Origin of the sequence: Bdellovibrio sp. BCCA, from assembly GCF_037996825.1 — a bacterium.
GTDB lineage: Bacteria > Bdellovibrionota > Bdellovibrionia > Bdellovibrionales > Bdellovibrionaceae > Bdellovibrio.
In genome coordinates this window covers 2,298,904-2,313,733 of the sequence record NZ_JBBNAC010000001.1, presented here as the reverse complement: position 1 = coordinate 2,313,733, position 14,830 = coordinate 2,298,904, and the positions used below count along the sequence as shown (strand labels likewise).

13 protein-coding genes are annotated in these 14,830 nt (G+C 44.3%); 4 read left to right on the top strand and 9 right to left on the bottom strand.

Translation table 11 applies throughout. The features are described 5' to 3' along the window. Positions 1-28: 28 nt before the first annotated feature. Entirely contained in the window at positions 29-1,171 is a 1,143-nt protein-coding gene (locus tag AAAA78_RS11315; RefSeq protein ID WP_340592162.1) for a phospholipase D-like domain-containing protein, read from the bottom strand. A 67-nt stretch (positions 1,172-1,238) separates the two neighbouring features. Between AAAA78_RS11315 and AAAA78_RS11310 the strand changes: the two genes are divergently transcribed. Next, positions 1,239-1,952, top strand: coding sequence for a hypothetical protein (locus tag AAAA78_RS11310; protein ID WP_340592161.1), 714 nt, complete (start codon positions 1,239-1,241; stop codon positions 1,950-1,952). On the opposite strand, the gene AAAA78_RS11305 is transcribed toward AAAA78_RS11310, so the two are convergent. After that, complete coding sequence (locus AAAA78_RS11305; protein ID WP_340592160.1) at positions 1,953-2,795, bottom strand: MBL fold metallo-hydrolase; 843 nt, start codon at positions 2,793-2,795, stop codon at positions 1,953-1,955. It abuts the gene before it with no gap. Between the two features lies 1 nt (position 2,796). Further along, a complete protein-coding gene (locus tag AAAA78_RS11300; protein WP_340592159.1) occupies positions 2,797-4,089 on the bottom strand; it encodes an enoyl ACP reductase FabMG family protein in 1,293 nt (430 codons plus the stop codon). 111 nt (positions 4,090-4,200) lie between these two features. Between AAAA78_RS11300 and AAAA78_RS11295 the strand changes: the two genes are divergently transcribed. Together AAAA78_RS11295 and AAAA78_RS11290 are read left to right on the top strand one after the other, a co-directional pair. Continuing rightward, a complete protein-coding gene (locus AAAA78_RS11295; protein WP_340592158.1) occupies positions 4,201-4,941 on the top strand; it encodes a helical backbone metal receptor in 741 nt (246 codons plus the stop codon). 79 nt (positions 4,942-5,020) lie between these two features. Beyond that, positions 5,021-5,494, top strand: a complete 474-nt coding sequence (locus AAAA78_RS11290; protein WP_340592157.1) for a YbhB/YbcL family Raf kinase inhibitor-like protein — start codon at positions 5,021-5,023, stop codon at positions 5,492-5,494. 85 nt (positions 5,495-5,579) lie between these two features. Here AAAA78_RS11290 and AAAA78_RS11285 read toward each other — a convergent pair whose 3' ends face one another. The 4 genes from AAAA78_RS11285 to AAAA78_RS11270 all read right to left on the bottom strand — a co-directional run bounded on the left by AAAA78_RS11285 (position 5,580) and on the right by AAAA78_RS11270 (position 11,516). Beyond that, complete coding sequence (locus AAAA78_RS11285; protein ID WP_340592156.1) at positions 5,580-6,287, bottom strand: methyltransferase domain-containing protein; 708 nt, start codon at positions 6,285-6,287, stop codon at positions 5,580-5,582. 167 nt (positions 6,288-6,454) lie between these two features. After that, the gene (locus AAAA78_RS11280; protein ID WP_340592155.1) at positions 6,455-9,781 is read right to left on the bottom strand and encodes a hypothetical protein; all 3,327 of its coding nucleotides are present in this window, start codon (positions 9,779-9,781) and stop codon (positions 6,455-6,457) included. Next, a complete protein-coding gene (locus AAAA78_RS11275) occupies positions 9,768-10,901 on the bottom strand; it encodes a hypothetical protein (RefSeq protein WP_340592154.1) in 1,134 nt (377 codons plus the stop codon). The genes AAAA78_RS11280 and AAAA78_RS11275 overlap by 14 nt, the downstream gene beginning before the upstream one ends. 153 nt (positions 10,902-11,054) lie before the next feature. Beyond that, positions 11,055-11,516 carry a hypothetical protein gene (locus AAAA78_RS11270; protein WP_340592153.1) on the bottom strand — a complete coding sequence of 154 codons (462 nt, stop codon included), beginning with the start codon at positions 11,514-11,516 and terminating at the stop codon, positions 11,055-11,057. A gap of 150 nt (positions 11,517-11,666) precedes the next feature. On the opposite strand from AAAA78_RS11270, the gene AAAA78_RS11265 reads away from it, so the two are divergent. Next, a complete protein-coding gene (locus AAAA78_RS11265) occupies positions 11,667-12,401 on the top strand; it encodes a substrate-binding periplasmic protein (protein WP_340592152.1) in 735 nt (244 codons plus the stop codon). Here the strand turns inward: AAAA78_RS11265 and AAAA78_RS11260 are convergent, their stop codons facing one another. Together AAAA78_RS11260 and AAAA78_RS11255 are read right to left on the bottom strand one after the other, a co-directional pair. Next, complete coding sequence (locus tag AAAA78_RS11260; RefSeq protein WP_340592151.1) at positions 12,402-13,694, bottom strand: 3-deoxy-D-manno-octulosonic acid transferase; 1,293 nt, start codon at positions 13,692-13,694, stop codon at positions 12,402-12,404. Beyond that, entirely contained in the window at positions 13,691-14,725 is a 1,035-nt protein-coding gene (locus tag AAAA78_RS11255) for a glycosyltransferase family 9 protein (protein WP_340592149.1), read from the bottom strand. Before AAAA78_RS11255 ends, AAAA78_RS11260 begins: the two co-directional genes overlap by 4 nt. Positions 14,726-14,830 lie beyond the last annotated feature (105 nt).

The following is a 14,830-nucleotide window of genomic DNA, read 5'->3' as shown; positions in this document are numbered from 1 at the left end:
ATTCAGAGGGCAGGGTCAAAGTAAAAAACTAGAGCATATAACGCAGTCGGAAGGCGATTTTGTAGACAATCCTTGCGAGCCACGAAGGAGCCGCAAGATCTTTTTCGGCAACCAGTTTGGAATTCTTAATATCGACACTCCATTGCTGAAGCATGTTTGTGAGGCTGGCCTCGTCACGCAGAACGACCTCCACCTCAAGATCGTGCAAAACACTGCGGTGATTGAGGTTGAAAGAGCCGATAAAGACGTCGTTATCTATAATCATCGTTTTCGCATGCAAAATCGTCTTTTGATATTCGTAAATAGAAATTCTTTTTTGCAAAAGGAAGCGGACAATATTAAAAGCCGCCCATTTTACTGCAGGTACATCGGATTTTCCGGGAATAAGAATTTTAACGTCCACCCCGCGACGGGCGGCTTTTAAGAGAGCCAACAGCAAAGAACGGCGGGGTAGGAAATAAGCCGTCGTGATGTACAATCGCGACTGTGCTCCAGAAATGCGACGTAAAAGATCGCGGTACAATTGACGGCGCATGCGCTGAGTGGTGTTGAGGCGAAGCAAGCTGTCATGCGTGTCTTTGCGAAGTCTCCAGCGGGACACCCAAGAAAGCAGCCCTTTTACATACGTGCGCAGGTAACTGATTTGAAATGCCAGCACCAAGCGACTCAAGTCTTCGCCTTCAATATAGACACCGGTGTCTCTCCAGGCTTTTTCTCCAACAAGACTTTCACAATGATCTTGTGTGAAATTTAAACTGCCTAAATAAGCGCGTTTTTCATCAATGATCGTGATCTTGCGGTGGGTGCGACGATTCATACGTTTCATGATGAGGGACGCATTTAGCGAATATTTTGCAAAAAGTCGTCTTGCCCACAAAAGTGGATAGGGAAAGGGATGAAAAACACGGAACTCAATCCCGCGCTCTTCACACATTCGATCGAGTTGCGGAATGTAGTAGTAGGAGCCAAAACCATCGACAACAATTTTGATCGTGCAGCCGCGCTCGCGGGCTCTGGTTAATTCTTCCAAAATAGTTTGCGTAAGTTTATCTATGGCAAAAATATAAGATTCGATAGTGATGCTACGCTGAGCTTTGCGTATATCTTCGACGAGACTGTGAAAGTACTCGTCTCCTGAATGAAATATGCGAATCTGACTCCATGACTCCATATGTCGATTGTTCAATAAATAATTAAAAAAGTCGACAGCAAACCAAGGGGGAGGGCAAACTCGAATTATGACTAAGTGCAATCTATGGAATTTTAGAAAAGCTATGGCTGGTGCCGTTTTAATTTTGGCTTCTTGCGGAGCGACATGGGCGCAGGCGGCGTTGCCTCCGACAAAAACGACAGTGATTTATTTTGGCCAACAGAAAGCTGAAGACTTTGAATTGAAGGTAAAACCTGTTTTCGAAGAAAAGGTCCGTCCTTGCAAAAGCTGCGAGATCGTCAACTTCACTCCTTATACAAAAGAAGGCGCTGTTGACATGGAGGCTTTGCACGAACGTGTTGAGTCTTTGCCTGTGGGAACAAGCTTTGTCTTTTTTGATTTTAATATGAAAGTGAATGAGGCCAATAAAGACCTTATTGAAACTTTAAATAAAAAAGCTGATTCCGGTTTGATGATTGTTGGAACAGCAGGCATTCCAAAAACGTCGGAGGCTTCGGGGCCTTTGAGTCGCACTGTTTTGGGACAAATCCACGGCGCCATTATTATCGGTGAACTCGGAGAAAGAGACCGTTTGATGCCAACAGGTTTTTATGGCCCGGAGATGCTCACAGCTCTTCGTCCTCCCAAGGATATGTTGGGACAAGGCTACAGTCCTTTGATTTTTGCAGCAGCTTTGGCCGAGAACTGGCAAAAACGCAGCTCTTCAGAGTGGGTTGAGTATCTTAAGAATAAGAAAATGAAAAGTCGTAAGATCTGGTTGGAACTGGGAGATATGTTCTAATTAGCGTCCCGGGAAAAGCACCACGCGTTCATGATATTCAGAAGGAACGCGTTCCCGAATTAAGCGAAGTGCCTCTTTGTCGGAATAGCGGCTGGAGGCGTGAATGAACACAATCTGTTCGCTTTCAATATCTTTCAGTCGTGGAACGATTTCATCCAAATGTGTGTGGCCCCAATGGCGGGCTTGTTCGACGGTCTTTTTTTCATCAAGATAAGTGGCTTCCAAGAAAAGAATTTTAGATTTTCGAACCCAATCAAAACTATCTAAAAACTCAATTTGCGTGTCCCCAGTGAAACTCACCACCGGAGTGTGATGAACCTCATTGACGTCGATGTTTTGGCGACGAAGTTCAACGATTTCCTCCTTTGAAAGACCGCCGTATTCTCTTTTTAGTTTTTTATGAGTTTCAAAAACCGTGTAGCCGAAGGATTCAATTCGGTGAAGGGTCGGGAAGACCTTAACATAAGTTTGCGCGTTCAAAGGAATTTCATCACCACTTTGCACGCCGATAAAATCATACTTGTATTGATGCTTTTCGATTTGTTCCCAAAGCTTCATGATTTGATCAAGAGGCTCCACCAAGGACTTCGGCATATAGAATTTGCCGGGCTCTTGAGAAGTCATGGCTTTTTGCGAGATGATGTACGGAATGCCAGCCGAGTGATCAAGATGGCCGTGACTGATAAAGAAATGCTTTAAGTTTAAAAGAAAGGGATAACCTTGAGCCACATCAAAGCTCAAAGAGAGTTCCGGCATGGCTATCGCTGTGCGAATACCCGACAGCGACAAACCATAGAATTTATACTTTTGATAATTCCAACTCTCTCCGGCTTGAACTGACATGCTACATACAGCGAGCCACAAGGTCGTGACCGATCCATGCGACTGGAGATTTTGGTTGCCAAGAATCATGCAACATCACGTAACCACAAGATTTAAAGACCACTTCGCTGAGCACAGCAGTGATCAAATTCTTCTGATCTTTGTGAAGGTCAAACAAGTAGTCCGAGCTTTTTAGCATGTACTCCATTTGATCCTGGCGAGAGTGTTGTGGCCACTGTTCGTATTTTGAGAACGCCAAAGTCAGATCATTTGTGAGGTATTCATCGGTAAATTTGATGATCTGGTCAAATGTGACATCATCTTTAAGCAAAGCTTTACATTGTGCCAACACTTGTTCGCCGTGTTTTTTATCTCCGGCATCTTTTTGAATAGCTGCAAGCAAAGGATAAAGTGATACTTCAACGCCTTGAAACACCGAACTTGAGTTTGTCAAAATCTCTGGGCAGTTGTAAACGCAGCAGTGCACGCCTTGTTTTGCGAATTCTTCAGAGTATTGTTCCAAAGCCATTTTCGCCCAACCTTGGAAATAGCAGGTGTAAGTTTGCCACTTGTAATGACCACGAATCATCACTTCGGTTCCGTGATAGCCGTAAGCTGTGTAAGACACGTGGTTGCCTTGCGCTTCCAATTTTTTGCGAAGAGGTGTTGAAAGTTCAACGAGGTGACGGAATGTTTCCGCTGTCACTTCTTTAAAGTTTCTCAAACTGAATTGACCGATTTGTGAATCCAAAAGAGCTTGCGTTGGGATATGGCGATCGCCTGTGCCTTTAAATGCACGGTTTAAAAGTGGCATCAAGATTTTCGCACGCGGAACACCACCAGCCATCAAGTGCGCAAACAAAACGTTGGCTCCGGCAGGGATGTGCTTTTCAAGTTCTTTCAAAAAAAGTTCGGTGTTTTTTCTGAAACGGGTCGTTCCATTCTTTTCAGACTCCTCGATCGACTTCCAATCCAAAGTCGTCTTATCCCATTCTCCCATTTTGATATCTTTAAGCTGGTCACAAGGAGTGACACCTTTAGAGTCTGGCTCCATGTCGAAACCGGCTTCTAGAGGAACGTTGATAAAAGGTTGGGGAATGTTTGCGGTTTCTTCCGCTGTCAAAGCACGAAGAGATCCATCTTTTTCGCGGCGACCGACAGTGGCGCGCACAATCGTCATGCCACGACGTTCGGCTTCTTCAACCAAACCATTTGCATAACCGCGCGAGAAAAGTTCGCCAAATAACACAAGAACGTCGCCCTTTTTATACGGGCTCAAAGCTGGTTTCTCGTGAAGAGGGAAGAGTTGCGTCATAAATTAACCTCACTGTTAGAGGGCTATACTGTGCCGGGCACCACGGACGGTCAAGCTTTTGACTCTCCATGGCCCGGCGGGTAATCTTTAGTTTGGCGATGGAGGATATAAATGCGCGTAGTGAGTATGGTTCCGTCTTGGACGGAGACGCTATTAAAAGCGGGTGTGCAAGTTGTTGGACGCACGCGTTTTTGCATTCATCCTCCAAAAATGATCACGAATATTCCCATTGTGGGTGGGACCAAAGAAGTCTCTTGGGATTTAGTTATCGATTTAAAACCGGATTTGGTTCTTTTAGATCAAGAGGAAAATCCACTTGAGATGGCTGAGGAGTGTCCTGTTCCTTATTTGGCAACGCATGTTTCTTCGTTACAAAGTTTGCAGACAGAATTAGCACGCTTGGGAGAGCACTTTAAAAATCCGCAACTCATGGAACTTTCTGTCGATTGTCTGGATATTTTAGAGGCACCCGTGCCGCAATGGGATTTTCAAAAAATTCCAGCGTTCATGGAATGGGTGAAAGCGCCGTCACAAGGATATAAACAAGTCGCTTACATGATTTGGAAAAAACCGTGGATGAGTGTCAGTCGTGAAACTTACATCGGTTCCGTTCTAGAGAAATTAGGCGCAAAACTTGTCGAGTATCCTGAAGGGGAGAAGTATCCAGTTGTCGAATTAGAAGAAATGAAAGACACGTTCTTCTTGTTTTCGTCAGAACCATTTCCATTTCACAAAAAAATCGGTGAACTCAAAGAACTGGGCATCGAAGGCGCTATTGTAAACGGAGAATCTTATTCTTGGTTCGGCGTTCGCGGCATTGAATTTTTGCGCGAAACTCTTTTAAAAAAATAATCTGTGTTCTGGCACTCGTGCTTTAAAACAAGCTGAGAAAATAAAAAATCTCCTGTAAGAAAATTCTTAGGGAGGTCTTATGCTTTTCACTTTGGAATCACCCGCATTTAAACCTCATGAAGAAATTCCTTCTAAATACACCTGTGAAGGTGATGACAAGTCGCCACCTCTTCGTTGGAAGGGGGCGCCCGCCGGCACAAAAAGTTTCGCGATCATTGTCGATGATCCGGATGCACCAGATCCAGAAGCTCCGAAACAAACGTGGGTCCACTGGGTGCTTTTTAATATTCCTGCGTCTGTGAGTTCCTTGCCTGAAGATGTAGCAAGTTTACCGAAAGGCTCTTATGAAGGAGTGAATGATTGGATGGCTGTGGGATATCGAGGTCCATGTCCTCCTATTGGAAGACACAACTACCATCATAAAATCTATGCGTTGGATGCGGTTCTTCCGCACATGGAAAATCCCTCGAAAGCTGACTTGGAAAAAGCCATGAAGGGTCATGTTTTAGCGCAAGCCGATTTAGTGGCGACGTACAAGAAGCATCACCACTAAATAAACGAATCGACGAGATGGGGCTGCGCTGATTTTGAAGGAAGAAGTCTACCAGAAGAGTTTTGGATGTCTTCGTTTCGGCATTCTAAGACTCCTTCATCCATAGTTCGAGATGGCCATTTTCAATGTGTTTTGACGTGAGCATTCTCCACGAGGGTGGTATTCGGCCTCCAAACCCGTGGTAGGTAATTAACATTTTTCCTGTTTCTGCCCAGGCAAGTTGTCTGAAAACTTCAGATGTGTAATGAGCAAAATACTTAGAATCTAAGTCAATATTATTCTCGATCACGCAGAAGCGGCTTCCGTCTTGATGTTCCTGAAAAGGATTGTAGAGATAATAGACATCATACTCAGACCAATCAAGGTCTATCATGTTCATTGATTTTATCGAAATCTGTTTTAAGTTATTTTGTTTGATGATCGCCTGCGCGATTTTTACAAGATTCGTACGTTGTTCAATTCCGTGAATTTCGTGCGGCGTGAGTATTTGCAAAAGAAAGCAGAGTTTTCCCACTCCGCAGCCAATATCTATAAAACGAAGCTTTGGTTTTTCATTGAGCCAAGAAGCAATTTGTCTTGCGACCTCAATGGAGGACCAATGAATATCCGAGACCACTTGATAGTAAGGCGGAAAGATAGTGTCGAATTCTTGATCCCGAACTTTTTCGCCATTTAGAATGCGACGGATGAGATTTTCCGATAGTACTGGTGGGGCTGTGAATGTCTTCGGATATTGTTTGAGAATTTCAATATCTGACAAATTAAATAGATTCTTAGGAAGAGAGGGCTTCATGTTTTCACGCTCGAGTGTTTAATGCAACTTGTTGCATTAACGATAGTAACTCAGAAAGTGTGTCTGTGTCTCTTTAAAACGATACAATTCGTGGCTAATCCCTGTGAAATTGGATTGGAAGAAAGGAACCTCTCTTCCGCCGGAGATTTAAGAAAACTTAATATCTCCTACTGAACCAGATACATTCCCGGATACGCAGGACCTGACATTTGGAAAAGCTGCTCCATCATCTTGGTAGCCTGGACTTGTGGGTCCTCTTCTTTTTCCGCCGTCGTCGGCATCTTCGCATTGCCTTTCATCGCAAGAACGAATCTGTTAAAGTCATTCTTAGAACGAAGAGCGATAAAGAAGTTTCTGTTGCGAGCGTCACCATTGTCTTGCATTTGTGAGCTGTTAGACTCCTGGGCAATCAAATAGTAATTCTCTATGATATCCACGGGAGCTGTGCGCACAGTGCCTTCGCAGATCATCAAGCCGCGTGTTGTTGCTGTCGCCATTTCTTCTTCCGTCAAACGAGGGTTTAAGAAACCTAAGTAGTCGCGACGACCGAACCAAGACTTTGTGTCTTTGATGAAAAGAATTGGGTTTAAACGAACCACGGCACATTGCTCGTACTTATTCACACGTACTTTAAAGATATTTTGTTGCACTGTCATAGACGTGGAACCACTCACAGTCACAGAGTTGCTGGCACTATTTGAGTCCGATGTCGCCCAGGACATTGAGTATCCCAAATCCACACCGATAGAGAAAAGATCCAAGAACTTTTTCGACAAACCGAACTTCGCACTGATGCTTGTTGAGCGTGTTTTAGAAGTCGAGTGAGAAGCGCTCACGGAAAAACTTGTTCCCACAGAAAGACCTTGGTTCAGACCTTTCACGAATTGAGCGCCGCCAAGTTCTTTGATCATCATCTGTTTTTCTACTTGGAAGAACGCCGAAGGATTTTTTGCAACGGCATTGTAGCAGCTCATACCAAGACCCATCACGGCTTGTTGGCTGACGACGCCACCTTTATTGGCATACATCTTTTGCAGGTAATCAGAAGCCCAGAAAGCACACAGCTTTTGCGCAAGCGCTGGAGCCAAAGTTCCTTTGTTCGCGAAATCTTGCAAATCCGCTTTCGTCACGATCAAGCGTTCATTCAGTTTCGTTGTGCCCAAAAAAGCTTTTACAAGGGGAGCCTGGACATCGGCTTCTTTGAGTGAAATCAAATCCAAGTTGTTTTCTTTCGCAAATTGCGCTTTTTCAGAGCGAGCTTGAATTCTTTGGCGCTTTTCTGCTTGAACTTTAAGACCTTGCTCGACAACTTGTTTTACAACAAATTTTAGAGAGGCCTCGTTAGTGCCTTTTCCGTTGAGCAAGAAACTGCTCACGCCAGAGGCATCCAACATACGAAGAGGACGAGACGCTTCATCAATATTCAAAGTCACAGGACCCACAAAAGTCGGCGTTTCAAGACCTGTTGAAGTGTCAATCGCAGACTCTAAAGAGTCGTTGGCATTTTTCAAAGTCACTTGGCCGTTCGCGACGGTCACTTTGTTTTCGTCAATCGGATAGATCTCAACAAGCATGTTGTTGCGATTTCCCAAGGCTTTTAAGTCTTGAGTTTGAAAAGTGATGTCCGTGTTGATTTGACCACTCAGAACATTCACAAGTTTATCCGCAGATGTAACATAAGTGTTCGAAGTGTCATAGTCGCGGTTTTGTACGACAGCAAGTCTTAACAAGTAAACACCGTCACGAAGTTTTTCAACTTCGGCGCGACCATTTGCCAAGCTTGAGTAAACAAGAAGGCGAGGGTCCATCTTCATTTGAACTTTCTTTGTCACAGTCAGATTCAACATGGAATCAACGCTGTAGTTGTAAGAAAGAGTATTATAACTAAAGCCATCCACGATCAATTGCGTGCGCGGGCGTTGAGTTTCCTGGCAGCTTAAAATCAATTTCTCGCTTGGATCAACGTAACGCATATCACGAGCCACCGCACCTTGAGATTCCCAAGGATTGACGATGATCTCTAGTTTTTCGTTCATACCTAAATCTTTGTTTTCGATTTGAACGAAACCTTTTAAGTAGCGTTGGCAGTCAAAGTATTTAAACGTGATGCTTTCATCCCAGTTAAGGCAAGAGTTGTTGTCCGTTTTAACGCTGACACTGGAAGCTTCTTCTGTCTCTGATTGACGGAATTTTGTGATTTTAAATGTATGAGCACGTGTGTTTTTCTGGTCAAGACCGTTACGCACACAAGCTCTGATATTGTAAAACACTTCGCGAGTGGCTGTTTTTTCCTGGCCTACGCGGATAAAACGGAACTCCAATTGAGACACTTCGATTTTTGGCTTTTGGTAAGTTTCAGCGTCAATTGTTGAAGTCGTAGAGCCTTCTTGTTGTTGGTCTGTTTGAGACTTCTGAGTCACTTCAGTCAAAGTCGCATTCACGTAGTTAGAAATCTTGAAATCTTTTGTTTGCGCCACCAAAGTATTGAGTTTTAAGAATGAAGAACCTTTGATTTGGTCGTATTCACCCAAAAGATAAATACCATCAAAGCTTGTAAGACCTTGCGGACCGTTCACAGGTTGCAACTCAAGACCCAACATGATTTGGCCGCGCGTTGGAATTGCAGGTAAAGACATTGTGGATTTCACAGCCAAGCTGCCGTTATCCATCTTCACATCCATAGGCGCTGTCTCTGTCAAAAGACGACGAATTTCTTTATCACCTTGTTGATAGATGTGAACAAGCTTTAAGCGCGCTTTGAATGAGCCCGCCGTCAAAGGACGAAGGAACATCTCGCCATTCATTTTCGTCAGTTGGATAGAAGGATTTGGGCGCATTTCAACAAGAAGCTCAACGCCATCGCGAGTGAGTTTTTGTTCTGTCACGAAAAGGCGGCCATCTTCCACCCACAAAGGGCGTGAAGTGATTTGGTTGTCTTGAGAGAAACCTTTCAAAGCAAGCTTCGCCGCTTGAGCATCATCCACCAAACGAGGAATGTTATTGCCATCATCAGGATTCAAAACAGGCGCAAGGCTTTCACCATGCGACCAAGGATTGATGGCAAACGCCACCTTTTGCGAACCCTTGTGAAGTCCTGTTCCTTTGATATGTCTTTCGATACGGATGTATTGAGATTCTGCCAAAAAGTTAAAACTCACGCGCTCGGCCCAAGTTAAGCAGCCCGCTTTATCAGAAGTCACTTTGGTGTTCACTTCTTCAACGATGAATTCATGGCCGGAAATCGCTTTATCATAAGCCACGTCTTTTACGCAGGCTTGAAGATTGAAAACTTTAGAAGAAGGCAGAGCGAAAGTCCCTTGAACAGAAACTTCAAGAGCTTTGGATTTATCCGCCATCGCTTGCGCTGTGAATGTCGCCGCACTGGAACCTGTGTCGTTCTTATCTTTAGGGCTTGGCAAGTTACAAGCTGCCAGCGCCGTTAGAGCATAAAGACCTAAGAATGTATGAATGAGGTTTTTCTTAGAGATCAGCATAGAAAGTCTCCAGCTTAATGAACACAGTCTTTTCGCGAGATTGCACGGTATTGGCAAACATCACTTCTGAATCAATATACTTTAGACCGACAAGGAAGCCTTCTTTATTGAAAGCCAAAGAGCTTTCAGCGGCATAACCCACGCGGTTTGTTTCAAAACCGGAAGCATTGAAATAAGCCACAGCAGCCTCTGGTGCGACAGAGAAATAACTTCCGCCAATCACTAAATCCATATTCTTTGTCAGGTGAACTTCGCCGTTGGCATAATAACGATAAGCTTGGTTGTCTTTGGAAACGGCTTTTTGATTCATCACGTATTCACCGCCAATGTTCAAATCCAAGACCGAGAAAACAGGGAATTCAAATTCTGTTGAAGCTTCGATTCCTTCATATTTATTCGTAAATGCATATTGAGCGTCAGAAATTTTATCGACCTCATTGCCAAGCAAACGGGATTGTTGAGCCACTGCGGAAGGAAGATTGTTAAAAACAAAATATCCCGCCGTTGTTTTCCAATAAAGATTTTTAGCCGCTTGCCAATTGAGTTTTAAAGCTGCCCCATTCAAAGAGGGCGTTGCCTCAAGCTCTTTTGTGTTTGTGCTTAAAGATGTTGAAGTTGGAATAGCGGATTCCAGAGCCAAGCTTGATTTAAAGTTTCCGTATTTTAAGAGGCCTTCCATACGAGCTGCCGGGAAAGCCAAGTTGTCCATTAAAAGTTGCGTGTGCATGTGTCTTTGATTCAAAGCCCCTGCAGAAAGACGCAATCCTTGGAAAGGAAGATAATGAGCGGCCGCTTGATTTAAAGTGATTTTATTTTCTGGTTTATCTGCGCCATCCACGGATTGGGTTTGACCTGATTGCAAACGCAATGTCGGTTGGATATCGAGTTGAAGTGAGCTGCTAAGCAGATATTTTGCTTTGATTTCCGCACGGATATCAACGATTTTAGCTTGGCTTTGCTCGTCGTGCACGTCAGAACCCGAAAGACGCAAACGCCATTCAGCAGAGAATTTGCTTTCTTTCTTTGTCTCAGGCAAAGCCGTGCTGATCTGACCTTGCGCCCATGTTTGCGCAGTCAGTATCATAATGAGACAAACTGTTGATATTGCGGTTCTTTTCATTCCAACCCCGTATTCCTACAGTGACCATTTCAAGTTTCATGCTGAGGAGTTGGAGTTTCATTTCAAAAATAGAAGGTTTGGTATGGGCACCTTTATACACCTGACGTTTTTTGTCGCCCAGGTTGGAATCGCATATGAAGAGGTCTCGGGTCTTTAGTAGACTTGCTTGCAAGCTTGAAGGCAGCCTTTGGCGTCTTTCTGGGACTCACCAAACGTTGCTCCACGGAGAGTGGCAACGTAGTCCTCTTCGTCATAGTGAGTGCTGCGTTTGCAGTCTTTTAAATCGCGTTCTTCCTTAAGCCATCCGACGTAATCCGCCGTTTTATAGTTCGTGGTTTGGGAGATTCGACAGCCCATATAGCAGTGAGCGCGTTTGTCTGATTTCATCGAGTTCGCGAAGTCTTTCTCTGAGGAATAGACATTGTAAGCTTTTAAAAGAGAAAAGGGATTAGGGGTCCCAGGAGCGTGGGATCGCCAGCGCGACAGCTCTTCTTGATAATCTTGATCGGTTGCAAAGGCTTTTCCAGTACGTGGATTTCCCTCACTTTGATAGCAAAGAGAATCCGCCAAGGCATGAGAAGAAATAAGGCTGAGTATCAAGATCCAACGTTTCATAATTCGCTCAAGATATCAGAAAAGAACAGATGGAGGCGGTGGAACAATTGGGAACGAAAAGTTTTTAAAAGCAGTGACGATATTGGCCACCGGGAAACATCAAAGTCTTGTAACTTGCATTGGTTCCGTTCCTCCTTGAGAATAGAGACTATGTTTCGTAAACCGTTTTCTTTTTTAATTTCTTTAGTCATCTCGTTCACTGGAGGAACGGCGCTTGCGGAAACATGGGTGGTGGCGACCTTGGATTGGCCTCCGTATATTTGCTCTTCGTGCCCCCAAAACGGAGCCGCCGCAGATGCCATTCGCAAAGTTCTCAGCAAAAAAGGGATCACGATTGAGTTTGTTTTTTCTCCGTGGGTGCAGGCTCAAAAAAACGGAGGAAAGCCTTCTTATGTAGGGTATTACCCGGCATGGAAAGAAGAAGTTTTGCCGGGATTTTATTCTTCTGAGGCTTTGTTCACATCGCCAGTCGTGTTTTTGCAAAGAAAAGACAAACCTTTGAAGTGGAAAGAGTTGAAAGATCTTAAAGGAAAAACTTTTGCGGTGACTCAAGGGTATGGCAACACCGAAGAGTTCAATCATCTGGTTCAGAAAAAAATGATCAAAGTGATGCCGCTTTTAAGTGAAACGGCGACTATTGAAAAACTGGTCGAGGGCCTTGTTGACGGTGTTCTTATCGACTACAGAGTGGCGCAGTACTACTTAAAAAACAACTCTACAAAATACGCAGGGGTCTTGGAGATCAATCCGAAAATCATTGAAACAAAATCGCTGTTTTTTTCTTTCAATGAGCACAATAAGGAAAAAATCCGAATTCTCAACGATGCCGCAGAGAAAATAAATTTCTCCAAAATCGTTGATGAATACGTCATTCGCAATCTTTAATTATTGCAAAACTTTTTCAATCGAAGAAAGTACGCGCAATGTGGAATTGCGGTTTTTGCCGATTTCCGCGCGAATCTCTTCTTTGATGTGCGGAATCTGTTCCTGATGCTTTTTCATTCGCTGTAAAAGAACTGCGATGTCTTCAGCCGAATGCACCACTTGAACGATCATGCCCGAAGAAAAATTCTTCTTTTGGTAAAACAAAGCTTCACGGTTGTTGCGATGAAAAGGGCCTACCAGCACAGGTAAACCCGCCGCGAGGGCTTCCATCACACTGTGCACTTGTTTTTTAAAAGAACCGCCGACAAAGGCGATATCGGCCCAAGTGTAAAGCTCCGCCAAAATTCCGACTTGATCCACAATCAAAATAGAACCCGCAGGCCATACTTGCGCTTGCGAGTATCTAACAAATCTCAAGCCCAAATCGTGCATTTTCTTTTCAAGGCTGTCCAGGTGTTCAGGCGTTGTTTCATGAGGTGCAATGATCACCTGCATATGAATGATCTTTAGTTTTTCCAGAGCCGGTAAAAGAACGGCTTCATCTTCAGGCCACGTGGAACCCGCAATAAAAATAAAATCCTCAGGGCTGGGGATCAATTCACTTTTAAGAGCCTTCGGATTTTCAAGACGGTGAAAGACTTGATCAAAGCGCGTGTCACCGCTAGCCATAATCGGAACTTTTAAATGCAAGGATTCAAGATTCTGAATGTCTTCTGCCGACACGCAGTGGATCTCTGAAAGATGACTTAAAGCAAAGCGGGTCAAGTAACGAGTGATCCCTTTCAGACGAGATGAATTGTCAGCAAAAGTCGCTGAAAACAAAGCTGTCGGAAGATTCTGTTTTTTGGCGACAGAAGCTAAAACCGGCCACACATCCGTGCGGGAAAATAAAAGAATGCGGGGATTCCATTTCTTAATAAATTTCGCAACTAAAAAATCTAAATCCCAAGGAAGGGCAGCCCACACATCGACTTCATGAAGACCTGTTAAAATCTTTTTTGCTGACGGTGAAGAGTACGTCACCAGAATGGGAATATCAGGATGTTGTTTTTTTAGTTCGCGAATCACAGGGCGCGCGTATTCAATTTCTCCGCTGGCCGCATGAATCCAAAAAGGACGAGCCAAGGCGATTTCATTTTCGCTGTGAGCTTTTTTGATATGGTAAAAGCCTTGATTTTTGTCTTCGATCATTTCGCGCAATTTGCCGTTTAAAAAGGGACGGCAAAGCTGCAAAAGAAAATAGGCTAGCGGAACGATCACGAATTTATAGAAATAAAAAACAAGAATGCTCATGGTTGACGATCCAGGATGTTTTTAAGCTCTGTGGCGATTTGTTTTGGTGTGATATCGACAAGGCACTGATGGAATTTTTCTTTGTTTACGCACGGACCTTGTCCATGTTTGCTGCACGGACGACAAGGCAGTTCGATTTCCATAATTTTCGTCGAAGAACGTGAAGGAAAGCCAAAAGGCGCAGGACCCATCAAGGCAATCGCCTTTTTTCCTAATTGTTCCGCCGCATGCAAAAGCCACGTATCGTTAGTGATCAAAGTTGCTGATTGTGCAACCACTCCGGCACTCACAGGTAAAGAGCATTTTCCCGCAAGATTCATCACGCGCTCCGGAGCGACATCGCGAATGTCTTCAATGAACGAATCTTCTGGACCGCCGAGAAGGACAAATTTTTGGTTGGGGCAAAGAAGAATCAATTCTTTCCAATACTCTTTGGGCCAGCGTTTTAGAAAATGCGCTGCCGACGGAGCTAAAGCCACACAGCCGTTGTAGTCTTGTAAAATCTCTTGCGCTTTTTTGTAGCTCTCTTCACTTAAAAAAAGCTGCGGAGCTGCCGGAGGAGTTTTGGAGACACCCCAAGGACGAAGGGGCTCTAGCAAATCGCGCTGACCCGAGAACGGCATTTCAAAAGTGTTGATGCGAAAACGGAAAAGTAAAAATCTTTTCCAACGACGGATCGAGCGACGAATAAAGTGCGCGCCGATTCCTAAAAAACCCAAAGGTCTTAAGACCCACGAAATCACACGTGAGCGCATGTTGTTGTGAGCATCGTAGATATGCGTGAAATTCTCGCGACGCATTTGCATAGTGAGATTTATCAATCCACCAAGGCCGGCTTTGCGATCAAACTCCCACACGCGATCAATATTCGGATGACCTTTCAGTAGCGGTGCCATGTCTTTGCGTGTGACCCAGTGAATTTCTGCCGCAGGATAGGTTTGTTTGATAGCCGAAGGAACGCTCAAAGTCTGAACGACATCTCCGAAGGCGGAGAAGCGGATGATTAAAAATTTGGCAGTTTTGGCGTTCATGGAGCAAGCCTAGCAAAGACGCCGAAAAAGGTCACTTGTTTAAAAGTTTTTAATAGGATTGTTCGTAAAGTCGCCCTCAAGGGGGCACGGGCTTTGATCTATAAG